Origin of the sequence: Pseudomonas veronii, from assembly GCF_002028325.1 — a bacterium.
GTDB classification, from domain to species: Bacteria; Pseudomonadota; Gammaproteobacteria; order Pseudomonadales; family Pseudomonadaceae; genus Aquipseudomonas; species Aquipseudomonas veronii.
Map to the genome: position 1 here is coordinate 1,483,250 of NZ_CP018420.1, position 25,343 is coordinate 1,508,592.

The window sequence follows — 25,343 nt, forward strand, 5'->3', positions numbered from 1 at the left end:
CATGGCCAATCTGCGTATCGCATTGGTCGCCGGGGAAGCTTCCGGCGATATCCTGGGCGCGGGGCTGATGCGGGCGCTCAAGGCCCAGCATCCGGCGGTCGAGTTCATTGGCGTGGGCGGCCCGTTGATGCAGGCTGAGGGCCTCACCTCCTACTTCCCCATGGAGCGCTTGTCGGTCATGGGGTTGGTGGAAGTGCTGGGCCGTCTGCGTGAGCTGCTGGCACGGCGCAAGCTGCTGATTCAGACCCTGATCCAAGAAAAGCCTGACGTGTTCATCGGAATCGACGCGCCGGATTTCACCCTCAATATCGAGCTCAAGTTGCGTCAGGCCGGGATCAAGACCGTGCATTACGTCAGCCCGTCCGTGTGGGCGTGGCGGCAGAAGCGCGTGCTGAAGATCCGCGAAGGCTGTGATTTGATGCTGACCTTGCTGCCGTTCGAAGCCCGTTTCTACGAAGAGAAGGGCGTGCCGGTGCGGTTTGTCGGGCACACGCTGGCCGACACCATCCCGCTGCACGCCGATCGTGCTGCGGCGCGTGCCGAACTGGGCTTGCCGGACGGCCCGCTGGTCGCGCTGATGCCGGGCAGTCGGGGTGGCGAAGTGGGCCGCCTGGGCGCGCTGTTTTTTGATGCCGCCGAGCGCCTGCTGATCATGAAGCCTGGCGTGCGCTTTGTGCTGCCGTGTGCGAGCCCGCAACGTCGCGCACAGATCGAAACCTTGCTGCAAGGGCGCAACCTGCCGTTGACCCTGCTTGATGGTCAGTCGCACCTGGCCCTGGCGGCGTGCGACGCGGTGCTGATCGCTTCGGGTACCGCGACCCTGGAGGCGTTGCTGTACAAGCGTCCGATGGTCGTGGCTTACCGCCTGGCGCCGCTGACCTTCTGGATTCTCAAGCGCATGGTTAAAAGCCCCTACATCTCCTTGCCCAATCTGCTGGCCCAGCGCCTGTTGGTGCCGGAATTGTTGCAGGACGATGCAACGCCCGCAGCCCTGGCGCAGACGCTACTCCCCTTGATCGACGGCGGCGAAGAGCAGACCCGCGGCTTTGACGAGATCCACCGCACCCTGCGGCGCGATGCGTCAAACCAGGCGGCGGATGCCGTGTTGACCTTGATCGGCCATAAACAGGAAGCCCTATGACGACGGAAATGGGGCTGGATTTCAGCCTGGTCGCGCAAGCCCACGAACTGGTGGCCGGCGTGGATGAAGTCGGGCGCGGCCCGCTCTGTGGTGCCGTGGTGACGGCGGCGGTGATTCTTGATCCGAATCGGCCGATCCTCGGCCTCAACGACTCGAAGAAACTCACCGAAGCGCGTCGGGAAAAACTCTTCGACGAGATCTGTGAGAAAGCCCTGAGCTGGCATATCGCCCGGGCCGAAGTCGAAGAGATCGACGAGTTGAATATCCTCCACGCCACCATGCTTGCCATGCAGCGCGCCGTCGAGGGCCTGCATATCACCCCGAAACTGGCGATGATCGATGGCAATCGCTGCCCGAAACTGGCGATGCCGGCTGAAGCGGTGGTCAAGGGTGATAGTAAGGTGCCTGCCATCGCGGCCGCCTCGATTCTGGCCAAGGTCAGCCGTGACCGTGAAATGGCTGCGTTCGAATTGATCTACCCCGGCTATGGCATCGCGGGCCATAAAGGCTACCCGACGCCCGTTCATCTGGAAGCGCTGGCCCGTCTCGGCCCGACGCCGATCCACCGCCGCTCGTTCGCCCCGGTGCGCCTGGCTTACGAACAGCGCGAGAGCCTCAGCGAGGTTTAGTCGCGAGGCTGATGTTTTTGCCCAGGCCCGGTACAATCCCGGGCCTTGTTGTTTCTACGTTTAAGACAGGATCACTATGCCGGCTTCATTCGTTCACCTACGCCTGCACACTGAATACTCCCTGGTCGACGGCCTGGTACGGATCAAACCGCTGGTCAAAACCCTGGTGGGCATGAACATGCCTGCCGTCGCGGTCACCGATCAGAACAACATGTGTTCCCTGGTCAAGTTCTACAAGAACGCCATGGGCGCCGGCATCAAGCCGATCTGCGGCGCCGACCTGTGGCTGTCGAACAAAGACCCGGATAACCCTCTGAGCCGCATCAGCCTGTTGGCGATGAACGGCGTCGGTTATCGCAACCTCACCGAACTGATTTCCCGTGGCTTCATCGACGGCCAGCGCAACGGCGCGGTGATCATCGAGCGCGAGTGGGTGGCCGAGGCCAGCGAGGGCGTGATCATGCTCTCGGCGGCCAAAGAGGGTGAGATCGGGATCGCGCTGCTGGGCGGCAACCCGCAGGAAGCCGAAGTACTGGCCCGCGAGTGGATGGCCGTGTTCCCTGACCGCTTCTACCTGGAAGTCCAGCGCACCAACCGCCCCAACGATGAGGAACATCTGCACGCCGCCGTGGCCCTGGCCGACAAGCTGGGCGCGCCGCTGGTGGCGACCAACGATGTGCGCTTCATCAAGAAAGAAGATTTCGAAGCCCACGAAACCCGCGTGTGCATCGGCGAAGGCCGGGCCCTGGATGACCCGCGCCGCTCGAAAAACTACAGCGAAGAGCAATACCTCAAAAGCGCCGAGGAAATGGCCGAGCTGTTCAGCGACCTGCCCGAGGCCCTGGAAAACTCCGTCGAAATCGCCAAGCGCTGCAATATCGAAGTGAAGCTGGGCAAGCACTTCCTGCCCAACTTCCCGATTCCCGAAGGCATGACCATCGATGAGTATTTCCGCAAGGTGTCGTTCGATGGCCTGGAGGAACGCCTCTCGGTCCTGCTGCCCAAGGACACCACCGAAGATTACGAAGCCAAGCGTCAGGTCTACGTCGACCGGCTGAATTTCGAGCTGGATATCATCATCCAGATGGGGTTCCCCGGTTACTTCCTGATCGTGATGGACTTTATCCAGTGGGCCAAGAGTAACGGCGTGCCGGTCGGTCCAGGCCGGGGCTCGGGTGCCGGCTCGCTGGTTGCCTATGTGCAGAAGATCACCGACCTCGACCCGCTGGAATATGACCTGCTGTTCGAACGCTTCCTTAACCCGGAACGGGTCTCCATGCCCGACTTCGACGTCGACTTCTGCATGGACGGTCGCGACCGCGTGATCGAATACGTGGCCGATAAGTATGGCCGCAACGCCGTGAGCCAGATCATCACGTTCGGTTCCATGGCGGCCAAGGCGGTAATCCGCGACGTGGCCCGGGTGCAGGGCAAGTCCTACGGCCTGGCGGATCGCCTGTCGAAGATGATCCCGTTCGAAGTCGGCATGACCCTGGAAAAGGCCTACGAGCAGGAAGAAATCCTGCGCGACTTCATCAAGGTCGACGAAGAAGCCGCCGAAATCTGGGAGATGGCGCGCAAGCTCGAAGGCGTGGTGCGTAACGTCGGTAAACACGCCGGTGGCGTGGTGATCGCGCCGACCAAGCTCACCGACTTTTCGCCGATCTATTGCGACGAAGAAGGCGATGGCCTGGTGACCCAGTTCGACAAGGACGACGTGGAGGCGGCCGGCCTGGTGAAGTTCGACTTCCTCGGCCTGCGGACTCTGACGATCATCGACTGGGCGCTCAAGACGATCAACCGCGACCGTGCCAAGGTCGGCGAAGCACCGCTGGACATCGCGTTTATCCCGCTGGATGACAAGCCGACCTACAGCCTGCTGCAAAAAGCCGAAACCACGGCGGTGTTCCAGCTGGAATCCCGCGGCATGAAAGAGCTGATCAAAAAGCTCAAGCCCGACTGCCTGGAAGACTTGATCGCACTGGTCGCCCTGTTCCGTCCGGGCCCGCTGCAATCGGGCATGGTGGATGACTTCATCAACCGTAAGCACGGTCGCGCCGAACTGGCCTACCCGCACTCGGACTACCAGTACGAAGGCCTCAAGCCGGTACTGGCACCGACCTACGGCATCATCCTGTACCAGGAACAGGTGATGCAGATCGCCCAGGTCATGGCCGGTTACACCCTCGGTGGTGCGGACATGCTGCGTCGCGCCATGGGTAAGAAAAAGCCCGAGGAAATGGCCAAGCAGCGCGGCGGTTTCATCGAGGGTTGCGCCACCAACAATATTGACGCCGACCTTGCCGGTAACATTTTCGACCTGGTGGAAAAATTCGCCGGTTATGGCTTCAACAAATCCCACTCCGCTGCCTACGGCCTAGTGTCGTACCAGACCGCCTGGCTGAAGGCCCACTACCCGGCGCCGTTCATGGCCGCGGTACTCTCGGCGGATATGCACAACACCGACAAGGTCGTGACCTTGATCGAGGAAGTGCGAACCATGAAGCTGCGCCTCGACGCGCCGGACGTGAACGCCTCGGAGTTCAAGTTCACCGTGAACGACGAAGGCCGCATCATCTATGGCCTGGGCGCGATCAAGGGGGTGGGCGAGGGCCCGGTGGAAGCGATCACCGAGGCGCGCCAAAACGGCCCGTTCAAGGATCTGTTCGATTTCTGCGCGCGGGTCGACCTCAAGCGCATCAACAAACGTACCCTCGATGGCTTGATCCGCAGCGGCGCCCTCGACCGTCTCGGCCCGTATTTCCATGATGAGCCGAAGGCCTACCAGGCGAATATCGACCGCAATCGCGCGGTGCTGCTGACCGCCATGGAAGAAGCGATCAAGGCCGCCGAACAGACCGCCCGCACCCACGACAGCGGTCACGCCGACCTGTTTGGCGGGTTGTTCGTCGAAGAAGACGCGGATGTCTACGCCAACCATCGCAAGGCCAAGGAGCTGACCCTCAAGGAACGCCTCAAAGGTGAGAAAGACACCCTGGGCCTGTACCTGACAGGTCACCCGATTGACGAATACGAAGGGGAAATCCGTCGTTTCGCCCGTCAGCGCATCATCGACCTGAAACCGGCGCGCGACACCCAGACCGTCGCCGGCATGATCATCGCCCTGCGGGTGATGAAAAACAAAAAGGGCGACAAGATGGGCTTTATCACCCTCGACGACCGCTCCGGCCGGATCGAGGCGTCGCTGTTTGCCGATGCGTTCCATTCGGCGCAGTCGCTGTTGCAGACCGACGCCATGGTGGTGGTGGAAGGGGAGGTCAGCAACGACGACTTCTCCGGCGGCCTGCGCCTGCGGATCAAGCGCGTGATGAGCATGGAAGACGCGCGCACCAACCTGGCCGAAAGCCTGCGCTTGAAGGTCAAGACCGAGGCGCTCAAGGGCGATCAGCTGCGCTGGTTGGGGGACTTGCTCAAACGCCACCGTGGCGCATGCCCGGTGACCATGGAATACACCGGTAACGACGCCAAGGCCATGCTGCAGTTCGGCGAGACCTGGCGAATTGATCCCGCTGATGGCTTGATTCAAGCATTGCGTGACCAGTTCGGTCGTGACAACGTCTTCCTCCAATACCGTTGACGATCAGGTGATGGCAAATAGCCTGATCTCGACCAAACATTTAATCTCGACCTAGACGCGCCTCTCCCTTAAGGTAGGGCGCGAATAGACAACCGGCTGGCCAGGCACTCCTTGGCCGTCGACCCAAGACGGACGCTTATGAACCCGAATTTTCTTGATTTCGAACAGCCGATCGCTGACCTGCAAGCCAAGATCGAAGAACTGCGCCTGGTCGGCAATGACAACTCGCTGAATATCGGCGATGAAATCGCTCGCCTGCAAGACAAGAGCAGCTCGCTCACCGAAGACATCTTCGGCAAGTTGACCAGCTGGCAGATTGCGCGCCTGGCCCGCCATCCGCGCCGTCCGTACACCCTGGACTACATTCAGCACATCTTCACCGAGTTCGACGAGCTGCACGGCGACCGCCACTTCTCCGACGACGCCGCCATCGTGGGCGGTATCGCTCGCCTGGACGACCAGCCGGTGATGGTGATCGGTCACCAGAAAGGCCGTGAAGTGCGCGAGAAAGTCCGCCGTAACTTCGGCATGCCGCGTCCGGAAGGCTACCGCAAGGCTTGCCGCCTGATGGAAATGGCCGAGCGCTTCAAGATGCCGATCCTGACGTTCATCGACACCCCGGGCGCGTACCCGGGTATCGACGCCGAAGAGCGCAACCAGAGCGAAGCGATCGCCTGGAACCTGCGCGTCATGTCCCGCCTGAAAACCCCGATCATTGCCACCGTGATTGGTGAAGGTGGTTCCGGCGGTGCGTTGGCCATTGGTGTCTGCGACCAACTGAACATGTTGCAATATTCGACCTACGCGGTGATCTCGCCAGAAGGTTGCGCCTCGATCCTGTGGAAAACCGCCGAGAAAGCGCCGGACGCTGCCGAAGCGATGGGCATCACCGCCGATCGCCTCAAGGGCCTGGGTATCGTGGATAAAGTCATCGCCGAACCATTGGGCGGCGCCCACCGCGATCCGGCCGCCGCTGCCGCGACCATCCGTGCCGAACTGGGTTCGCAACTGGCGATGCTCAAGAAGCTGGATACCGAAGCACTGTTGGCCCGGCGTTACGAGCGCCTGATGAGCTACGGTCTCTAAACCGCAGCCGTAAAAAATGTGGGAGGGGGCTTGCTCCCGATTGCCGAGTGTCAGTCAATGCATCTGGTGACTGACCTGCCGCAATCGGGAGCAAGCCCCCTCCCACATTTGCTTTGTGTATGCTTGGCCAACGTATTCCAGGTTTGCGGCGGTAACATCTGATGAAACCATTACTCTCCGCCAAACTCCTGCAAACCCTGGCGCCCTGGCGCAACGCTCCGGTCTGGCATATCGCTTTTTCCGGCGGGCTTGATTCCACCGTCCTGCTGCACCTTCTGGCAAATCTCGCCAAAACTGAGAAGCTTCCTACGCTCGACGCTGTTCATGTCCACCATGGCCTGCAAGCTGCGGCCGATGCCTGGCCCGCTCATTGTCAGTCGGTCTGTGACGCCCTTGGCGTGCCGTTGCGGGTGATGTGCGTGCAGGTGCGGGCTGGCGCAAGCCTGGAGCGTGCGGCCCGTGATGCGCGCTATCAGGCATTCAGTGAGGTGGTCGGGGTAGGGGAAGTGTTGCTCATCGGCCAGCACCGCGACGATCAGGCCGAAACCTTGCTGTTTCGTCTGTTGCGCGGCGCGGGGGTGCAAGGGTTGGCGGCCATGCCGATGCAGCGTGCGCTGGCGGGCGGTCATCTGCTGCGGCCGTTGCTGCGCAGTTCACGCGCGCAGCTGCAGGCCTACGCCGAGGAGCACCAACTGACGTGGATCGAGGACCCTTCCAACGCCGATCCCCGCTTTTCGCGCAATTACCTGCGCCATCGTGTATTCCCGCGGCTGACCGAGCGCTGGCCCCAGGCCGTGGCCAACCTGGCCCGTGCCGCTGAACATTTGAGCGAAGCCCAAGGTCTGTTGGACGAGTTGGCGCACATCGACCTGCAAGCCGCCGAGCAGCCTTCGCCTTTTCCGTGGCTGCCCTTGCCGTCCTTGGCCCTGGCGCCGTTGTGTGAGCTTTCCGACGCGCGTCAACGCAACGCCCTGCGCCATTGGCTGAGCCCGCTGACGCGTTTACCCGACAGCGACCACTGGGCCGGCTGGCATTCCCTGCGCGACGCCAAGCTCGATGCACAACCCCTGTGGCGCTTGGCCAACGGCGATCTGCACCGTTGCGGCGAGCGCATCTGGTGGCTGCCCTCCGGTTGGTCGGAGTTTTCCGACGCATCGGTGAGCTGGGCACAGCCGCAAAACCCGCTAGAGTTACCGGGTAATGGCCAACTCCGGTTGATCGGTCGGGTTCCCGAGGGCGTGTTGCAGGTTCGCTATCGCCAGGGCGGCGAAATCATCGACATTCCGGGGCGCGGTCGGCGCGATTTGAAGCGTCTGCTCAACGAAAGTGGGCTGCCGGGTTTTGTCCGTGGCAGATTGCCGCTGCTGTATCGGGGCGAGCAATTGCTGGCTGTGCCCAGCCTTGCAGGGCTTTGGAAGACGTCGAATGACGGCTGGCAATTACATTGGATGCCACAGACCTGCGATCAAGGTTTGAGCTGATAGCGCCTTTCCGGTAGACTACGCTCCCTTCTTGATACAACTTCTGTGGATTCGCCTGAATCGCAGCAGTTGCCGATTACCAAGCAGTCTTTGCTGGGCGATTCCAAAAAATGTGTAGCGATCAACGTACCGGTGTTTCATTGCTGGTCTGTCACCACGCGGCGGTTTTTTTGAAAGGTGCACTGTGATTAATGCAGGTGATCGGGGGCTTCGGCCTTCCTTCGCTTTCCCCGGCGGCTCGGACCGCTTTAACGCAGACTTCTAGGGTTTTTCATGACGCGCTACATATTCGTCACGGGCGGTGTTGTTTCTTCATTGGGGAAAGGCATTGCCTCCGCTTCATTGGCGGCCATCCTGGAGGCGCGGGGACTTAAGGTCACCATGCTCAAGCTGGACCCGTACATCAACGTTGACCCGGGCACCATGAGCCCGTTCCAGCACGGTGAAGTGTTCGTCACCCACGACGGCGCCGAGACCGACCTGGACCTGGGCCACTACGAGCGGTTCATCCGCACGACCATGACCCAGAACAACAACTTCACCACCGGCCGTGTCTACGAACACGTGCTGCGCAAGGAGCGTCGTGGTGACTACCTGGGTGCAACCATCCAGGTGATCCCGCACATCACCGACGAAATCAAGCGCCGCATCATCAAGGGCGCGGGCGATGCCGACGTGGCGATGGTCGAGATCGGTGGCACCGTGGGTGACATCGAATCCCAACCGTTCCTCGAAGCCATCCGCCAGTTGCGTTTCGAAGTCGGCGCCAAGCGCGCGATGCTGATGCACCTGACACTGGTGCCCTACATCGCCACCGCCGGCGAAACCAAAACCAAGCCAACCCAGCACTCGGTCAAGGAACTGCGTTCCATCGGCCTGCAGCCGGACGTGCTGGTGTGCCGTTCCGATCACCCGATCGATATTTCCTCGCGTCGCAAGATCGCGCAGTTCACCAACGTTGAAGAGCGTGCGGTGATTGCCCTGGAAGACGCCGACACCATCTACAAGATCCCGGGCATCCTGCATTCCCAGGGCCTGGACGATTTTGTGGTCGAGCGTTTCGGCCTGCAATGCGGCGGCGCGGATCTGTCCGAGTGGGAAGCCGTGGTCGACGCCAAGCTCAACCCTGAGCACGAAGTCACCATCGCCATGGTCGGCAAGTACATGGAGCTTTTGGACGCGTACAAGTCGCTGATCGAAGCGATGAGCCACGCCGGCATCAGCAACCGTACCAAGGTCAACCTGCGCTATATCGATTCCGAAGACATCGAGAACCAAGGCACCGCGCTGCTCGAAGGCGTCGACGCGATCCTCGTTCCAGGCGGTTTCGGCCTGCGTGGCGTGGAAGGCAAGATCACCGCCGTGCAGTACGCTCGTGAGCACAAGGTGCCGTACCTGGGGATCTGCCTGGGCATGCAAGTGGCCGTTATCGAGTTCGCTCGTAACGTGCTGGGCTGGAAAGACGCCAACTCCACCGAGTTCGATCATTCCAGCGGCCACCCGGTCGTAGGCCTGATCACCGAGTGGGAAGACGCCACCGGCGCCGTTGAAACCCGTACCGAATCGTCCGACCTGGGCGGCACCATGCGCCTCGGCGCGCAAGACTGTCTGCTGGAGCCGGGTTCGCTGGTCCACGACTGCTACGGCAAGGACGTGATCGTCGAGCGTCACCGTCACCGCTACGAAGTGAACAACAACCTGCTGCCGCAGATCAAAGCAGCCGGCCTGAAAGTCTCCGGTCGCTCCGGTGACGGCAAGCTGGTCGAAGTGGTCGAGGCGCCGGATCATCCATGGTTCGTGGCCTGCCAGTTCCACCCTGAGTTCACCTCGACGCCGCGCGACGGTCACCCGTTGTTCAGCGGTTTCGTTAAAGCAGCACTGACGCAACATCAGAAGAAGGCGTGAAGCTGATGGCCCAGAAGATCATTCGCGTAGGCGACATCGAGATTGCCAACGACAAGCCCATGGTGCTGTTCGGCGGCATGAACGTGCTGGAAAGCCGCGACATGGCGATGCAGGTCTGTGAAGAGTACGTCAAGGTTACCCAGAAACTGGGTATCCCTTATGTGTTCAAGGCCAGCTTCGACAAGGCCAACCGTTCGTCCGTGACCTCCTATCGCGGCCCGGGCCTTGAAGAAGGCATGCGGATCTTCCAGGACATCAAGCAAGCCTTCGGCGTGCCGATCATCACCGACGTCCACGAGCCTGAACAGGCTGCCGTGGTCGCCGAGGTGTGCGACATCATCCAGTTGCCGGCCTTCCTGTCGCGCCAGACCGACCTCGTGGTCGCCATGGCCAAGACCGGTGCGGTGATCAATATCAAGAAAGCCCAGTTCCTCGCGCCCCAGGAAATGAAGCACATCCTGAACAAGTGCGTGGAAGCGGGTAACGACCAGTTGATCCTCTGCGAGCGCGGTTCGAGCTTCGGCTACAACAACCTCGTGGTGGACATGCTCGGTTTCGGCATCATGAAACAGTTCGAATACCCGGTGTTCTTCGACGTGACCCACGCGCTGCAAATGCCGGGTGGCCGCGCCGACTCCGCTGGCGGGCGTCGTGCCCAGGTATTGGACCTGGCCAAGGCCGGCATCAGCCAGTCCCTGGCCGGCCTGTTCCTGGAAGCCCACCCGGACCCGGACAACGCCAAATGCGACGGTCCTTGCGCCCTGCGCCTGGACAAACTGGAGCCATTCCTGGCCCAGCTCAAGCAGTTGGACGAACTGGTCAAGAGTTTTCCGACGGTAGAGACCGCGTAAGCGCCAGTTCTCCGTGTAGGAGCCGAGCTTGCTCGCGATGAGGCCCGAGAGGGCACTATTACTGGCAAGTTTGTTCCAAATATTGCAATGTGCGCGACAAGTTAAATCGAGCGGTATAGAGCATTTTCGTCAACTTTGGAGTGTTTACAACAATGGCAAAAATCGTCGACATCAAAGGTCGTGAAGTTCTCGACTCCCGTGGCAACCCCACCGTCGAAGCCGACGTGCTTCTCGATAACGGCATCATCGGCAGCGCTTGCGCGCCGTCCGGTGCTTCCACAGGTTCCCGCGAAGCGCTGGAACTGCGTGATGGCGACAAGAGCCGTTACCTGGGCAAGGGTGTCCTCAAGGCGGTAGCCAACATCAACGGTCCGATTCGCGACCTGTTGCTGGGCAAAGACCCGCTGGACCAGAAAGCCCTGGACCACGCGATGATCAAACTCGACGGCACTGAAAACAAAGGCAGCCTGGGTGCCAACGCCATCCTCGCCGTGTCCCTGGCCGCCGCCAAGGCCGCCGCGCAGGACCAGGACCTGCCGCTGTACGCCCACATCGCCAACCTCAACGGCACTCCGGGTGTGTACTCGATGCCGGTGCCGATGATGAATATCATCAACGGCGGCGAGCACGCCGATAACAACGTCGACATCCAGGAATTCATGGTGCAGCCGGTTGGCGCCAAGACCTTCTCCGAAGGCCTGCGCATGGGCACCGAGATTTTCCATCACCTCAAGGCTGTGCTGAAGGCCCGTGGCCTGAGCACCGCCGTGGGTGACGAAGGTGGTTTCGCGCCGAACCTGGCGTCCAACGAAGATGCACTGAAAGTCATCTCCGAAGCCGTAGCCAACGCCGGCTACACCCTGGGCACCGACGTGACCCTGGCCCTGGACTGCGCTGCCAGCGAATTCTACGAAGACGGTAAGTACAACCTGTCCGGCGAAGGCCAGGTGTTCAACTCCGAAGGGTTTGCCGAGTACCTCAAGGGCCTGACCCAGCGCTACCCGATCATCTCGATCGAAGACGGCCTGGACGAGTCCGACTGGGACGGCTGGAAAATCCTCACCGACAAGATCGGCGAAAAAATCCAGCTGGTGGGCGACGACCTGTTCGTGACCAACACCAAGATCCTGAAAGAAGGCATCGACAAGAAGATCGCCAACTCGATCCTGATCAAGTTCAACCAGATCGGCACCCTGACCGAAACCCTGGAAGCCATCCAGATGGCCAAGGCCGCGGGCTACACCGCCGTGATCTCGCACCGCTCCGGCGAAACCGAAGACTCGACCATTGCCGACCTGGCCGTGGGCACGTCGGCGGGCCAGATCAAGACCGGCTCGCTGTGCCGTTCCGATCGCGTGTCCAAGTACAACCAATTGCTGCGTATCGAAGAGCAACTGGCGGGTAAAGCCAAGTACAACGGTCGCAGCGAGTTTCGCGGCTGATCAGTAAATGGTAAAAAGTCGGCAGATTGTGTCGGAAAAATCACGAGAGTGTGAAATTCGACGCTAATCTGATGACGATCAAGCACAAGCCTGGGTCTTCCAGGCTTCGTGCTATCCGTTGCTGCAAAAGTTTTGTATGGCGGTCTTTTTTCACTGGATACCCGATATTCGATGCGCAGTCCCAATTGGTTGTTCCTCGTCTTGCTCTTGTTGCTGGCTGGCCTGCAGTACCGCCTATGGGTGGGTAATGGCAGCTTTGCGCAGGTAAAAGACCTGACCCAGCAAATTGCCGACCAGCACGCCGAAAACGAACGCCTGCTGGAGCGCAATCGCGTTCTCGATGCCGAGGTGCTTGAGCTGAAAAAAGGCACGGAGACCGTCGAAGAGCGGGCTCGCCATGAGTTGGGCATGGTCAAGGAGGGCGAAACCCTCTACCAGTTGGCCCAATGAATCACCGTTTGCCGGCCTTCTGGGCCGTGATTCCTGCCGCGGGCATCGGTGCCCGTATGGCTGCGGACCGTCCCAAGCAGTACTTGCAACTGGGCGGGCGCACTATTCTCGAACACAGCCTTGGCTGTTTTCTCGACCACCCCTCGCTCAAGGGCCTGGTGGTCAGTCTTGCTGTTGATGACCCTTACTGGCCTCACCTCGCGTGTGCCGCTGACCCGCGTATCCAGCGGGCGGACGGTGGCTCGGAGCGTTCGGGCTCGGTACTCAATGCGTTGCTGCAGCTCAATGCCCTGGGCGCCAGCGATGATGATTGGGTCTTGGTGCATGATGCGGCGCGGCCTAACCTGAGTCGTGACGATCTCGACAAACTGCTCGCCGAACTCGCGGACGATCCGGTGGGCGGCCTGCTGGCTGTGCCGGCCCGCGATACCCTCAAGCGTGTAGACAAGCATGGTCGCGTCATCGAGACCGTTGACCGCAGCTTGATCTGGCAGGCCTACACGCCGCAGATGTTCCGCCTGGGTGCGCTGCACCGTGCACTGGCCGACAGCCTTGTGGCCGATGCGGTGATTACCGACGAAGCGTCGGCCATGGAATGGTCAGGCCAGGCGCCGCGCCTGATCGAAGGACGCTCGGACAATATCAAGGTGACCCGGCCCGAGGACCTGGAATGGCTGCGACTACGCTGGGCCAATCGGCTGTAGGAGCGAGCTTGCTCGCGAAAAACGTCAACGATAACGCGGACAATCTGGATTGAAGCGGCGCTCTCAAGTTTTTCGCGAGCAAGCTCGCTCCTACATAAACGATAAACGCCATCAATGCTCAGCACCGTACTCGGGCCGTTCGGCCAACCCTGCCTTTAAATAATCCACCAGCTTCCTGACCTTCGGCGACAAATGCCGCTGCTGCGGATACAACGCCCACACCGCCGTATTCGGCGGCTGATGCGCTTCCAGTAACGACACCAGCGCGCCACTGTGCAAATGCTCGAGCACGTAATAGTCCGGCAACTGACACAAACCCACCCCTTGCAACGCCGCGTCCAACACCGCTTGCCCACTGTTGCAGCGCCAGTTGCCCTGCACCCTTTGGGAAAATTCGCGCCCGTCCTGGGCCAGTTGCCAGATGTCCGAGCTGCCGATCAGGCAGTTGTGCCGAGTCAATTCCGACAAACTGTGCGGCCGCCCATACCGCGCCAGGTAGGACGGCGACGCGCACAAGTACATGCGGCGCGGCGCCAGGCGGCTGGCGACCATGCGCGAGTCTTGCAGGCGTCCCAGGCGAATCGCCAGGTCGAGGCCTTCGTGTACCAAGTCCAACTGACGATTGCTCAGTTCGATGTCCACCCGCAGTTGCGGGTAAAGCCCCATGAACCGCGTCACCAGCGGCACGATGAATCGTTCGCCATACGCCACGGCGCAGGTCATGCGCAGCATGCCCTTGGGCTCGCTGGCGAGGTCGCCGACGGCGCGCAGGGCCTCTTCGCGGCCATCCTGCAGGCGCTGGCAGTGTTGCAGAAAGGTCTGGCCGGCTTCGGTCAGGGTCACCTTGCGCGTACTGCGATACAGCAAGCGCGTTTGCAGCCGTTCTTCCAGGCGAGCCACTTGCCGGCTGATGTGCGACGAAGACACCCCAAGGCGTTCCGCCGCCGCGGTGAATTGGCTGCATTCAGCGACGGCGACGAACTCATCGATGCCTTCCCAGCGGTTTTCCAGCATGGCGATTATCCCTGTATAGCAATAAAGTTTTGCTTTTGCCTGGATTATTAATCAGCGGGGCATGTTTTACACTCGCCGTCTTAGTTTTTAACTCCCAGGAGAAACCCGGATGATCAAGTCCCGCGCCGCCGTAGCCTTCGAAGCCAAGAAGCCCCTCGAGATCGTAGAAGTGGATGTCGCCATGCCCAAGGCCGGCGAAGTGCTGTTGCGCGTGGTTGCGTCCGGCGTGTGCCATACCGACGCCTACACGTTGTCGGGTGCCGACCCGGAAGGCATCTTCCCGTCGATTCTCGGCCATGAAGGCGGTGCGGTGGTTGAGGCGATCGGCGAGGGCGTGACCTCGGTTGCAGTCGGCGACCATGTGATCCCGCTCTACACCCCGGAATGCGGCAAGTGCAAATTCTGCCTGTCGGGCAAGACCAACCTGTGCCAGGCGATTCGTGCCACCCAGGGCAAAGGCCTGATGCCCGACGGCACCACGCGGTTTTCCTACAAGGGTCAGCCGATTTTCCACTACATGGGCACCTCGACCTTTTCCGAGTACACCGTGCTGCCGGAAATTTCCGTGGCGAAGATTCCTAAAGACGCGCCGCTGGAAAAAGTCTGCCTGCTCGGCTGTGGCGTCACCACCGGCATCGGTGCGGTGATCAACACTGCCAAGGTCAAGCCCGGCGATACCGTCGCCATCTTCGGCTTGGGCGGTATCGGCCTGTCGGCGGTGATCGGCGCGGTAAAAGCCAAGGCCGGTCGCATCATCGCCATCGACATCAACCCGGCCAAGTTCGAAATCGCCAAGCAACTGGGCGCCACCGACTGCATCAACCCGAAAGACTACGATCGCCCGATCCAGGACGTGATTGTCGATTTGACTGACGGCGGCGTGGACTTTTCCTTCGAGTGCATCGGCAACGTGCAACTGATGCGCGCCGCCCTCGAGTGCTGCCACAAAGGCTGGGGCGAATCGGTGATCATCGGCGTTGCCGGTGCCGGCCAGGAAATTTCCACCCGTCCATTCCAACTGGTGACCGGCCGCGTCTGGCGCGGTTCGGCCTTTGGCGGCGTGCGTGGTCGCAGCGAGCTGCCCAGCTACGTGGAAATGGCCCAGAGCGGCGAGATCCCGTTGGACACCTTCATCACCCACACCATGGGCCTGGAAGACATCAACAAAGCGTTTGATCTGATGCATGAAGGCAAGAGCATTCGTACCGTCATTCACTTCTGAGGTCGGCCATGAGTCTGGAAAACCTGTCGTGCCAGAAGAGCTTCGGCGGCTGGCATAAACGCTACAAGCATCATTCCGAGGTGCTCGGTTGCGACATGACCTTCGCCGTCTACCTGCCGCCGCAAGCGGAGCAGGGCGGCAAGCTGCCGGTGGTGTACTGGCTGTCCGGGTTGACCTGCACCGATGAAAACTTCATGCAGAAAGCCGGCGCCCAGCGCATGGCGGCCGAACTGGGGCTGATCATTGTTGCGCCGGACACCAGCCCGCGTGGTCCTGGGGTGCCGGGCGATCCGGACAACGCCTGGGATTTCGGCCTGGGGGCCGGGTTCTATCTGAATGCCACCCAGGAACCCTGGGCCAAGCACTATCGGATGCATGACTACGTGGTGCAGGAATTGCCGGCGTTGGTTGAGGCGCATTTCCCGGCTTCGCAGAAGCGCGGTATCAGCGGCCACTCCATGGGCGGCCACGGTGCGCTGGTATGTGCATTGCGCAACCCCGGGCGTTACCTATCGGTGTCGGCGTTTTCGCCGATCAACAACCCGATGGATTGCCCATGGGGCCAGAAAGCCTTCTCCCGTTACCTGGGCGAAGAGCGCTCGAAGTGGCGCGAGTGGGACGCTTGCGTGCTGATCAGCGAAGCCGCGGAAAAGCTGCCGTTGCTGGTGGACCAGGGCGACCGCGACGACTTCCTCGCGGTGCAGCTCAAGCCCGAAGCCCTGCAGCAAGCGGCGAAAGCGGCCAACCATCCGCTCGAACTGCGCCTGCAACCGGGCTACGACCACAGCTACTTCTTTATCGCCAGCTTCATCGAAGATCATTTGCGACATCATGGCCGTGCTTTGCTCGGTTAATATGCGACAAAAGTAGGTAGAATCACGCCCTGAATTAAATCGGGGCGTTTTTTTATGCGTATTGGCCACGGCTACGATGTGCACCGTTTCGCTGAAGGCGATTTCATCACCCTGGGCGGCGTGCGGATCGCGCACCACCATGGGTTGCTGGCTCATTCCGACGGCGATGTCCTGCTGCACGCGTTGAGCGACGCCTTGCTCGGCGCCGCGGCGCTCGGCGATATCGGCAAGCACTTTCCGGACACCGACCCGACCTTCAAGGGCGCGGACAGCCGGGTATTGCTGCGCCATGTGGTCGGCCTGATCCACGCCAAAGGCTGGAAGGTCGGCAACGTCGATAACACCATCGTGGCCCAGGCGCCGAAAATGGCCCCCCACATCGAGTCGATGCGCGCGCTGATCGCGGCGGATCTGCACATTGAATTGGATCAAGTGAACGTGAAAGCCACCACCACCGAAAAGCTCGGGTTTACCGGTCGTGAAGAGGGCATTGCGGTACATTCCGTCGCTTTGTTGCTGCGCGCATGAACGACTTGCAACTGCTGGGCCCGCGGGCCTATGGCGAGGCCTTGGGCAGCGCCGTGCTGAAGGCTACCGCGGAAGATTTCCAGGTCGACGAAGTGCTCGATATCCCGCTGAGCGGTGAGGGTGAGCACCTGTGGCTGTGGGTGGAAAAGCGTGGCCTCAACACCGAAGAAGCCGCGCGCCGGATCGCCAAGGCCGCCGGCGTGCCGTTGCGCACCGTCAGCTATGCCGGGCTCAAGGATCGCCAGGCGTTGACCCGCCAGTGGTTCAGTGTGCAACTGCCGGGCAAGGCCGATCCGGACCTGAGCGGCGCGGAAAACGACACCCTCAAGATCCTCAAGACCGGCCGCCACAAGCGCAAGCTGCAACGCGGTGCTCATTCGGCCAACGGTTTTACCTTGCGCCTGACGCAACTGGCGGGGGATCACGCGGCCATCGATGCGCGCTTGCAACTGATCGCCCAGCACGGCATTCCCAATTATTTCGGCACCCAGCGCTTTGGCCACAACGGCGGCAATGTGGTGGATGCGCGTGAGTGGGCGGCCCGCAAGGCCTTGCCGGAGCAGCGCAACGTGCGTTCGCGGTTGCTGTCGACGGCGCGCAGTTACCTCTTCAACAAAGTGTTGGCGGCCCGTGTCGCGGACGGTTCCTGGCAGCGTGCGCAGGTCGGCGATCTGCTGGCCTTCACCGACAGCCGCAGTTTTTTCCCGGCGGGGGAGGCTGAATGCAGCGATCCGCGCCTGGCGATCCTCGATCTGCACCCCACCGGACCGCAGTGGGGCGAAGGCGATTCGCCAGCCAGCGGTGCAACCCATGCGCTGGAGCAGGCGGTTGCCGCCAGTGAGGCCGACCTGCGCGATTGGCTGGTGAATGCCGGCATGAGCCAGGAACGTCGCATTCTGCGACTGCCCATTGGCGGGTTGACGTGGCATTATCCCGGGCCTGACATTCTGCAATTGGAATTCGTCCTGCCGGCCGGATGCTTCGCCACTGTCTTGGTGCGCGAGCTTGTTGATCTGGTGCCGGTGGGGCAGACGGACAGCCCATGCGTATTCTGATATCAAATGACGACGGTGCCACCGCACCCGGCCTCGCCGCGCTTCATGCTGCGCTGGCGGATTACGCCGAGTGCGTGGTGGTTGCCCCCGACCAGGACAAGAGCGGCGCCAGCAGTTCGCTGACGCTCGACCGTCCGCTGCACGTACACGTTCTGGCCAATGGCTATATCAGCGTGAACGGCACCCCCACCGACTGCGTACACCTGGCGATCAACAGTTTGTTGGATCAGGAGCCGGACCTGGTGGTGTCGGGCATCAACCTCGGCGCCAACCTGGGGGATGACGTGCTGTATTCCGGCACGGTGGCTGCGGCCCTGGAAGGGCGTTTCCTGGGGCGGACCTCGTTCGCCTTTTCGTTGACCTCGCGTCAATTGGACAACCTGCCGACGGCCGCGCATTTCGCGCGCAAGCTGGTGGAGGCCCACGGTTCCCTCGATCTGCCGCCCCGGACGGTGCTTAACGTCAATATCCCCAACTTGCCCCTCGAGCATATTCGCGGTATCCAGCTCACGCGCCTGGGCCATCGCGCCCGCGCGGCGGCGCCGTTGAAGGTGGTCGACCCGCGTGGCAAGGAAGGTTATTGGATCGCCGCTGCGGGCGATGCCGAAGACGGTGGGCCGGGCACTGACTTTCATGCGGTGATGCAAGGCTATGTATCGATTACCCCGTTGCAGCTCGATCGCACCTTCAGTGATGCCTTCAGTAGTCTCGATGGCTGGCTGGAGGACTTGCGCTGATGGCTCGTGAACAAGACGACCTGTTGCGTCGCGGCATCGGGATGACCTCCCAGCGCACCCGCGAGCGTCTGATCCAGCGCCTGTACGAAGAAGGCCTGTCCAACGCCCAGGTACTGGAAGTGATCCGGCGCACGCCCCGGCACCTGTTTGTCGATGAGGCCCTGGCCCATCGCGCCTATGAAGACACGGCGTTGCCGATCGGGCATAACCAGACCATTTCCCAGCCGTATATGGTTGCGCGTATGAGCGAGCTGCTGCTGGCGGCGGGCCCGTTGGACAAGGTGCTGGAGATCGGCACCGGTTCCGGCTACCAGACTGCCGTGCTGTCGCAGTTGGTGGAGCGCGTGTTCTCGGTGGAGCGCATCAAGGTGCTGCAGGATCGCGCCAAGGAACGCCTGGTGGAACTGAACCTGCGCAACGTGGTGTTCCGCTGGGGCGATGGCTGGGAAGGCTGGCCGGCGCTGGCGCCGTATAACGGCATCATCGTCACCGCGGTCGCCACCGATGTACCGCAGGCGTTGCTCGATCAACTGGCCCCTGGCGGTCGGCTGGTGATCCCGGTGGGTTCCGGCGAAGTGCAACAATTGATGCTCATTATCCGTGAAGACGAAGGCTTTTCCCGGCATGTGCTCGGCGCCGTGCGTTTCGTGCCGTTGCTCAATGGCCCGCTGGCCTGATCATTTATTCGCGAGCAGTGAATTCTGTTGGCGGCGATGTGTCTTACGGCGGGGTCTATAGAGTCAACATGATCGGTCGTTGGTTTTAAACGCGATGAATCTTTCGTTTCAGTCGTGTGCCAGTAAAAAGCCAATGCCCAGTTATACTTACGACATATTTCAAGCCTGATACAGGCATTCATGTTCAGCCACCACAAAGGGAGCGGCGGGTGAGTCTCACAGGTCTTGCGCAGCGTATGAGTAAAACAAGCTTTCAGCGACTGGTGCTTGGCCTTGTCTTGAGTTCCTTATTGGCGGCTTGTTCGAGCACGCCTTCCGGGGGCGCGAGGGTGGTTGATCGCACGAATGCCGCGCCGCAGAAGCCGACCGTGACCACGGGGCAGTATGTGGTGCGCAAGGGCGATACGTTGTTTTCGATTGCCTTCCGCTATGGCTGGGACTACAAGGCGCTCGCCGCGCGCAACAATATTCCGGTGCCCTACACGATACATCCGGGTCAGACGATTCGCTTCGATGGACGCACCGGTTCAACACCGACATCAGTGGTGACAAACACCACATCTTCGCCCTCGTCCTCGAGCAGAACCACGATCATCACGCGGCCTGCAGGCAGCGCCGCGCCTGCGGTTGCGAGCAAACCGGCAGCCGCGCCGCTGCCGCCTGCGGGGCCTGCGCCGACCGGCTGGGGATGGCCGTCGAACGGCGTATTGATTGGAAAATTCTCTTCAAACGGTAGTTTGAATAAAGGCATTGATATCGCCGGGGATTTGGGACAGCCTGTTTTAGCTGCATCTGATGGGACAGTGGTGTACGCCGGGAGTGGTTTGCGGGGCTACGGCGAGCTGGTCATCATCAAACACAGCGATACCTACGTCAGTGCTTACGGCCACAACCGTAGGCTGTTGGTTCGGGAGGGGCAGCAGGTCAAAGTCGGACAGACAATTGCCGAAATGGGGTCAACTGGTACAGACCGGGTGAAACTGCACTTTGAGATTCGCCGCCAAGGGAAACCTGTAGATCCTCTGCAATTCCTACCCCGTCGTTGATGTGTTGCCAGCCTGTTCCCTCACGTAGAAGGAACAGGCTCCAGCGTTGCCAAGGATAAAGGCGTCGCTTGAGCTTGAGGTCGAACTCACCAAAGGACTATAACAATGGCTCTCAGTAAAGAAGCGCCGGAGTTTGACATCGACGATGAGGTTCTCCTTACGGAGACCGGCATCGCTATGGAATCGATGTCGAATGAGGGAATGGCTGTACCTTCAGTTCGCACCAAATCCAAGAACTCCACTGCGTTAAAGCAACATAAGTACATTGACTACACGCGGGCGCTCGATGCGACCCAGCTGTACCTCAATGAAATCGGCTTTTCCCCTCTGCTGACTCCCGAAGAAGAAGTCCATTTTGCGCGCTTGTCGCAAAAGGGCGATCCGGCTGGGCGCAAGCGCATGATTGAAAGCAACCTGCGTCTGGTGGTGAAAATCGCCCGACGCTACGTCAATCGCGGGCTGTCCCTGTTGGACCTGATCGAGGAGGGCAACCTGGGCTTGATCCGGGCGGTGGAGAAGTTCGACCCCGAACGCGGCTTCCGCTTCTCGACCTATGCCACCTGGTGGATTCGTCAGACCATCGAACGGGCGATCATGAATCAAACCCGCACGATCCGGTTGCCGATCCATGTGGTCAAGGAGCTCAACGTCTACCTGCGGGCGGCGCGTGAGCTGACACAAAAACTCGATCATGAACCCTCTCCCGAAGAAATCGCCAACCTGCTGGAAAAACCGGTGGGCGAGGTCAAGCGCATGCTCGGTCTTAACGAGCGCGTGTCTTCGGTCGACGTCTCACTGGGCCCGGATTCGGACAAAACCCTGCTGGACACCCTGACGGATGATCGCCCGACAGACCCTTGCGAGCTGTTGCAGGACGATGATCTTTCCCAAAGCATTGACCAGTGGTTGTCGGAGCTTACGGACAAGCAGCGCGAGGTGGTGATTCGCCGCTTCGGCCTGCGCGGTCATGAGAGCAGCACCCTGGAGGATGTAGGCCTGGAGATCGGCTTGACCCGTGAGCGGGTGCGGCAGATCCAGGTAGAAGGGCTCAAGCGCTTGCGTGAGATCCTGGAGAAGAACGGCTTGTCGAGCGAGTCGTTGTTTCAGTAACGACGCAGTCTGAATGTGGGAGGGGGCTTGCTCCCGATGGCAGTGGATCAGTCACTGGATGTATTGACTGACCCACTGCCATCGGGAGTAAGTCCCCTCCCATATTTTTTGCGCTCATGCATGCCCAAATCCCAGGCATAAAAAAACCCCGCTTTTAAGGGCGGGGTTCTTTCGACTGAGTCAGTACAAGTTAGATAACTTGAACTTCTTCAGCTTGCATGCCTTTCTGACCGCGGGTAGCGATGAAAGAAACCTGTTGGCCTTCTTTCAGGCTTTTGAAGCCGTCGGATTGGATAGCTTTGAAGTGAACGAACAGGTCGTCACCGGATTGTGGAGTGATGAAGCCGAAGCCTTTTTCATCGTTGAACCACTTAACGGTACCAGTTTGGCGATTAGACATGGTGTATCTCCTTGGACAAAGTTAACTGCGACTCAGGAAAAGCCCTGGCCGAGACTGAGTGCAAAGAGCAGGAAAAATTCTTGGAGATGGTTGGATCGAAATTCAACATATCGTGTAGAGATTCTCAGTGACACAAGCAGCACAGTGGCGCCACCTTAACCCTTTTTCCGGAACGTGCCAATGGTATTTCCGAAGGTTTCTCTAATTTCGTGACTGGCGGTGGTATTTACGTCCGTCGCGCACGCCGATTCGGGTCCCGGCCCCAATGGGCGCGGCTTGTACAAGGCGGGCATTGATCAACACATTCGTCAACAAAAGCCCCACGCCCTTTGAACCCCAACGCCTGCCCCGGTAAGATGCCCAACAGAATTTTTCCACCTCGCTATCAGGACACCCGCCATGAGCATCAAATCGGACAAGTGGATTCGCCGCATGGCGCAAGAGCACGGCATGATCGAACCGTTCGTTGAGCGCCAGATCCGTGGTGACGACGCCGATCGCGTGATTTCGTATGGTGTTTCCAGCTACGGCTACGACGTGCGTTGTGCCGATGAGTTCAAGGTGTTCACCAATATCAACTCGGCGATCGTCGATCCGAAGAACTTCGACGAAAAGAGCTTCGTCGACGTCAAGAGCGACGTGTGCATCATCCCGCCCAACTCCTTCGCCCTGGCGCGCACCGTGGAGTTCTTCCGTATTCCCCGCGACGTGCTGACCATCTGCCTGGGTAAAAGCACTTACGCGCGCTGCGGCATCATCGTCAACGTGACGCCACTTGAGCCTGAGTGGGAAGGTCACGTCACCCTGGAATTCTCCAACACCACCACCCTGCCAGCGAAGATCTACGCCAACGAAGGCGTGGCGCAGATGCTGTTCCTGCAGTCCGATGAGGCCTGTGAAGTGTCCTACAAGGACCGTGCTGGCAAGTACCAGGGCCAGCGCGGCGTCACCTTGCCACGCGCTTGATCGAAAGCTCCTACGCGTAAAGGGAATTAGTCTGCGGAAAGTGACTCTATTGGGTGTACTGCTTCGGTGCGTGCAATGCGCGCCGAGCCACGCTTGAGGAGTACCTTATGAAACTCGACCCGCGAATCAGCGCCGAACTCGCCCGGCTTGAACCCAACCAGATTGGTGTTCTGGCCTGGTCCCTGATGGCCGACCCTGCTTATGCGGGTGGTATCCCCGGTCAACCTGAGCCCGATTCCCCGTACCCTACCGAACCCGACGAACCTGGCGAACCGACCCTTCCGGACGAGCCGCCACCCGCGCCGATGGCCTGATGCCTGCAGATTGGAATGTGGTCAGTCCTTCCGCGGGCTGGCCATTTCTCCTGGCGGCCGATCACAAATATCCGCCGTGTTGCACTCAGTATCCCCAGCAAAGCCCCAAAACGCGGGCAGCGGGCTGCCTGCGCGCTTATCGTGGATTGCCGCGCTCAAGCGCATGGGCCGGCTGGGCGGGCTCTCAGAGCGCTTAGGCGGCGCAGGGGGCGCGTGGGAAGATCGGCGAAGGCTTACTTCAGATTGCCACTCAGGAACTGTTGCAGGCGCTCACTTTTCGGGTTGCCCAGCACATCCTCCGGCGTGCCTTGCTCTTCCACCAGGCCCTTGTGTAGGAACAGCACCTGGTTCGACACCTTGCGCGCAAAGCTCATCTCGTGGGTCACCATGATCATGGTGCGGCCTTCCTCGGCCAGGCCCTGGATCACCTTCAGCACTTCGCCCACCAGCTCCGGGTCGAGGGCCGAGGTGGGTTCGTCGAACAGCATCACTTCCGGTTCCATCGCCAGGGCGCGGGCGATGGCCACGCGTTGCTGCTGGCCGCCGGAGAGAAATGCCGGGTATTGATCGGCCACGCGGGCCGGCAGTCCGACTTTGTCCAGGTAGCGACGGGCACGGTCTTCGGCGTCTTTCTTACTGCAGCCCAGCACCCGGCGCGGGGCCATGGTGATGTTTTCCAGCACGCTCATGTGGCTCCACAGGTTGAAGTGCTGGAACACCATCGCCAGGCGTGTGCGCAGGCGCTGCAGCTCGGCATCGTCGGCCACGCGCATGCCGTGGCGGTCGCTGACCATGCGGATCGGCTTGTCATCCAGGGTCATCGCGCCGTCGTTGGGGGTTTCCAGAAAGTTGATGCAGCGCAGGAAGGTGCTCTTGCCCGAGCCGCTGGCGCCGATCAGGCTGATCACGTCACCGGTCTTGGCCTTGAGCGAGACGCCTTTGAGCACTTCATTGTCGCCATAGCTTTTATGCAGGCCTTCAACGGTCAGTTTGTACATGGGGCGTGCATCCTCAAGGCGAAAGTAGGTAGCCGCTGCGGTAGGCCTCTGAGCCTGCGACATGGCCGATGACCATCCCCGCAGTGGCCATGCGCCGTAGCGAACGGGCGTAAAGCAGGCCGGCGTTTTGACAATGCACAGGCGTTACGCGGTCAGTAATGGGGTCGATGATTTCGGCGATCAGTTGCCCGGCTTCGAGGTACTCGCCGGGCAAGGCACTGAACACCAGCAGGCCGCCGACCGGCGTCGCCACCGGTTCGACTCCCGCCAGCGGGGTGGCCGGGTAGGGCAGGGCGGGCAGCGGTGCCACGTCGCCGGCAATCGCGCCGAAGTGAATCAGGTAGTCGATGATCGCCTGGCAGTCGAGGCCGGCCAGGCCGTGGTTGACGTCACCCTGGCCGCGCAGCTCGACGGTTACCGAAAAGCTGCCCATGGGGATCGGGAAGCGCTCGCCGAAGCGTTGCTGCAATTGCCACCACACCAGGCTGAAGCACTCATCGAAAGATTGCCCGCCGGAATCGGTGGCCAGCAAGTTGGCCTCCGAGCCGATATAGCGCGCCAACGGCTCCACCTGTGGCCAGGCCTCGGGCGTGGTGTACAGGTGCGCCACGGCTTCGAAATCGCAATGCAGGTCGAGCACCATGTCGGCATCGCAAGCCAGGCGTTGCAGCACCAGGCGCTGGGACTGCAACTGCGTCGCGGCGGTTTGTGCGGCCAACGCGGTGGAGAGTGCCGTGCGGATCAATTCGACGTTGCGCTGGGGATCATCCCCGAGCAAATCCTCGACCCGATCGCCCACCTCTTCACTGAGGTCGACAAACAGGCGATTGAAGTTCTGCCCGCTTTCCAGCTCATAGCGGCCCAGCGGGATGTCCATCAACACTTGTTCGAGGCCCGCCGGGTTGGCGATCGGCACCAGCACGATCTCGCTGCGCAAGCGCCCGGCGGCGGCCAGTTGCGCCAGGCGCGCCTTGAGGTGCCAGGCCACCAGCATGCCCGGCAATTCATCGGCATGCAGTGACGACTGGATATAGACCTTGCGTTCGGCCAGCTCCGGGCCGAAGTGGAAACTGTGAATCTGCCGTGCCGTGCCAGGCACGGGCGCGATCAGTTCATGAACCTGATGACGCATGAA

General features: G+C 60.8%; 24 protein-coding genes. 20 read left to right on the forward strand and 4 right to left on the reverse strand.

Going from position 1 to position 25,343, the window contains the following annotated elements:
• Position 1: 1 nt before the first annotated feature.
• The 10 genes from lpxB (at position 2) to ispD (ending at position 13,287) form a co-directional block, all read left to right on the forward strand.
• Complete coding sequence (gene lpxB / locus PverR02_RS06735) at positions 2–1,141, forward strand: lipid-A-disaccharide synthase (RefSeq protein ID WP_017844750.1); 1,140 nt, start codon at positions 2–4, stop codon at positions 1,139–1,141.
• Positions 1,138–1,770 carry a ribonuclease HII gene (gene rnhB / locus PverR02_RS06740; RefSeq protein ID WP_079442988.1) on the forward strand — a complete coding sequence of 211 codons (633 nt, stop codon included), beginning with the start codon at positions 1,138–1,140 and terminating at the stop codon, positions 1,768–1,770. The genes lpxB and rnhB overlap by 4 nt, the downstream gene beginning before the upstream one ends.
• Positions 1,771–1,846: 76 nt before the next feature.
• Positions 1,847–5,368: a DNA polymerase III subunit alpha gene (gene dnaE / locus PverR02_RS06745; RefSeq protein ID WP_046384461.1), complete on the forward strand. Its 3,522-nt coding sequence runs from the start codon at positions 1,847–1,849 to the stop codon at positions 5,366–5,368.
• Positions 5,369–5,506: 138 nt separating this feature from the next.
• Entirely contained in the window at positions 5,507–6,454 is a 948-nt protein-coding gene (locus PverR02_RS06750; protein ID WP_017844753.1) for an acetyl-CoA carboxylase carboxyltransferase subunit alpha, read from the forward strand.
• 161 nt (positions 6,455–6,615) lie between these two features.
• On the forward strand, positions 6,616–7,935 hold the full coding sequence (gene tilS, locus PverR02_RS06755; protein ID WP_079442989.1) for a tRNA lysidine(34) synthetase TilS: 1,320 nt from the start codon (positions 6,616–6,618) through the stop codon (positions 7,933–7,935).
• Positions 7,936–8,208: 273 nt separating this feature from the next.
• Positions 8,209–9,840, forward strand: coding sequence for a CTP synthase (locus PverR02_RS06760; RefSeq protein ID WP_026139768.1), 1,632 nt, complete (start codon positions 8,209–8,211; stop codon positions 9,838–9,840).
• A gap of 5 nt (positions 9,841–9,845) precedes the next feature.
• Positions 9,846–10,691 carry a 3-deoxy-8-phosphooctulonate synthase gene (kdsA, locus tag PverR02_RS06765; RefSeq protein WP_010563535.1) on the forward strand — a complete coding sequence of 282 codons (846 nt, stop codon included), beginning with the start codon at positions 9,846–9,848 and terminating at the stop codon, positions 10,689–10,691.
• Positions 10,692–10,843: 152 nt separating this feature from the next.
• Positions 10,844–12,133: a phosphopyruvate hydratase gene (eno, locus tag PverR02_RS06770; RefSeq protein WP_017844757.1), complete on the forward strand. Its 1,290-nt coding sequence runs from the start codon at positions 10,844–10,846 to the stop codon at positions 12,131–12,133.
• Positions 12,134–12,304: 171 nt separating this feature from the next.
• A complete protein-coding gene (gene ftsB, locus PverR02_RS06775) occupies positions 12,305–12,583 on the forward strand; it encodes a cell division protein FtsB (protein ID WP_003172294.1) in 279 nt (92 codons plus the stop codon).
• The gene (ispD, locus tag PverR02_RS06780) at positions 12,580–13,287 is read left to right on the forward strand and encodes a 2-C-methyl-D-erythritol 4-phosphate cytidylyltransferase (RefSeq protein WP_017844759.1); all 708 of its coding nucleotides are present in this window, start codon (positions 12,580–12,582) and stop codon (positions 13,285–13,287) included. The genes ftsB and ispD overlap by 4 nt, the downstream gene beginning before the upstream one ends.
• Positions 13,288–13,398: 111 nt before the next feature.
• On the opposite strand, the gene PverR02_RS06785 is transcribed toward ispD, so the two are convergent.
• Entirely contained in the window at positions 13,399–14,301 is a 903-nt protein-coding gene (locus PverR02_RS06785; protein WP_079442990.1) for a LysR substrate-binding domain-containing protein, read from the reverse strand.
• Positions 14,302–14,410: 109 nt separating this feature from the next.
• Here PverR02_RS06785 and PverR02_RS06790 point away from each other — a divergent pair, with 109 nt between their 5' ends.
• From PverR02_RS06790 to rpoS, 8 genes are all read left to right on the forward strand, one after another.
• Complete coding sequence (locus PverR02_RS06790; protein ID WP_017844761.1) at positions 14,411–15,523, forward strand: S-(hydroxymethyl)glutathione dehydrogenase/class III alcohol dehydrogenase; 1,113 nt, start codon at positions 14,411–14,413, stop codon at positions 15,521–15,523.
• A gap of 8 nt (positions 15,524–15,531) precedes the next feature.
• On the forward strand, positions 15,532–16,377 hold the full coding sequence (fghA, locus tag PverR02_RS06795; RefSeq protein WP_017844762.1) for an S-formylglutathione hydrolase: 846 nt from the start codon (positions 15,532–15,534) through the stop codon (positions 16,375–16,377).
• 54 nt (positions 16,378–16,431) lie between these two features.
• Complete coding sequence (gene ispF, locus PverR02_RS06800; RefSeq protein WP_017844763.1) at positions 16,432–16,905, forward strand: 2-C-methyl-D-erythritol 2,4-cyclodiphosphate synthase; 474 nt, start codon at positions 16,432–16,434, stop codon at positions 16,903–16,905.
• A complete protein-coding gene (gene truD / locus PverR02_RS06805) occupies positions 16,902–17,960 on the forward strand; it encodes a tRNA pseudouridine(13) synthase TruD (RefSeq protein WP_017844764.1) in 1,059 nt (352 codons plus the stop codon). The genes ispF and truD overlap by 4 nt, the downstream gene beginning before the upstream one ends.
• Positions 17,948–18,697 (forward strand): 5'/3'-nucleotidase SurE, encoded by a 750-nt coding sequence (gene surE / locus PverR02_RS06810; RefSeq protein WP_017844765.1) that lies wholly within the window; start codon positions 17,948–17,950, stop codon positions 18,695–18,697. The genes truD and surE overlap by 13 nt, the downstream gene beginning before the upstream one ends.
• Positions 18,698–18,738: 41 nt before the next feature.
• Positions 18,739–19,374, forward strand: a complete 636-nt coding sequence (locus PverR02_RS06815; RefSeq protein ID WP_169850588.1) for a protein-L-isoaspartate(D-aspartate) O-methyltransferase — start codon at positions 18,739–18,741, stop codon at positions 19,372–19,374.
• A gap of 209 nt (positions 19,375–19,583) precedes the next feature.
• A complete protein-coding gene (locus PverR02_RS06820; RefSeq protein WP_079442991.1) occupies positions 19,584–20,420 on the forward strand; it encodes a peptidoglycan DD-metalloendopeptidase family protein in 837 nt (278 codons plus the stop codon).
• A 105-nt stretch (positions 20,421–20,525) separates the two neighbouring features.
• Positions 20,526–21,530, forward strand: a complete 1,005-nt coding sequence (gene rpoS / locus PverR02_RS06825) for an RNA polymerase sigma factor RpoS (protein ID WP_017844767.1) — start codon at positions 20,526–20,528, stop codon at positions 21,528–21,530.
• Between the two features lie 190 nt (positions 21,531–21,720).
• Here rpoS and PverR02_RS06830 read toward each other — a convergent pair whose 3' ends face one another.
• A complete protein-coding gene (locus PverR02_RS06830) occupies positions 21,721–21,930 on the reverse strand; it encodes a cold-shock protein (RefSeq protein WP_002554837.1) in 210 nt (69 codons plus the stop codon).
• A gap of 399 nt (positions 21,931–22,329) precedes the next feature.
• On the opposite strand from PverR02_RS06830, the gene dcd reads away from it, so the two are divergent.
• Together dcd and PverR02_RS06840 are read left to right on the forward strand one after the other, a co-directional pair.
• A complete protein-coding gene (gene dcd, locus PverR02_RS06835) occupies positions 22,330–22,896 on the forward strand; it encodes a dCTP deaminase (protein WP_017844768.1) in 567 nt (188 codons plus the stop codon).
• 107 nt (positions 22,897–23,003) lie between these two features.
• Positions 23,004–23,210 (forward strand): hypothetical protein, encoded by a 207-nt coding sequence (locus PverR02_RS06840; RefSeq protein ID WP_017844769.1) that lies wholly within the window; start codon positions 23,004–23,006, stop codon positions 23,208–23,210.
• Between the two features lie 233 nt (positions 23,211–23,443).
• Here the strand turns inward: PverR02_RS06840 and PverR02_RS06845 are convergent, their stop codons facing one another.
• The gene (locus PverR02_RS06845; protein WP_079442992.1) at positions 23,444–24,208 is read right to left on the reverse strand and encodes an ABC transporter ATP-binding protein; all 765 of its coding nucleotides are present in this window, start codon (positions 24,206–24,208) and stop codon (positions 23,444–23,446) included.
• A 13-nt stretch (positions 24,209–24,221) separates the two neighbouring features.
• Positions 24,222–25,340 (reverse strand): succinylglutamate desuccinylase/aspartoacylase family protein, encoded by a 1,119-nt coding sequence (locus PverR02_RS06850; protein ID WP_079442993.1) that lies wholly within the window; start codon positions 25,338–25,340, stop codon positions 24,222–24,224.
• Positions 25,341–25,343: the final 3 nt, after the last annotated feature.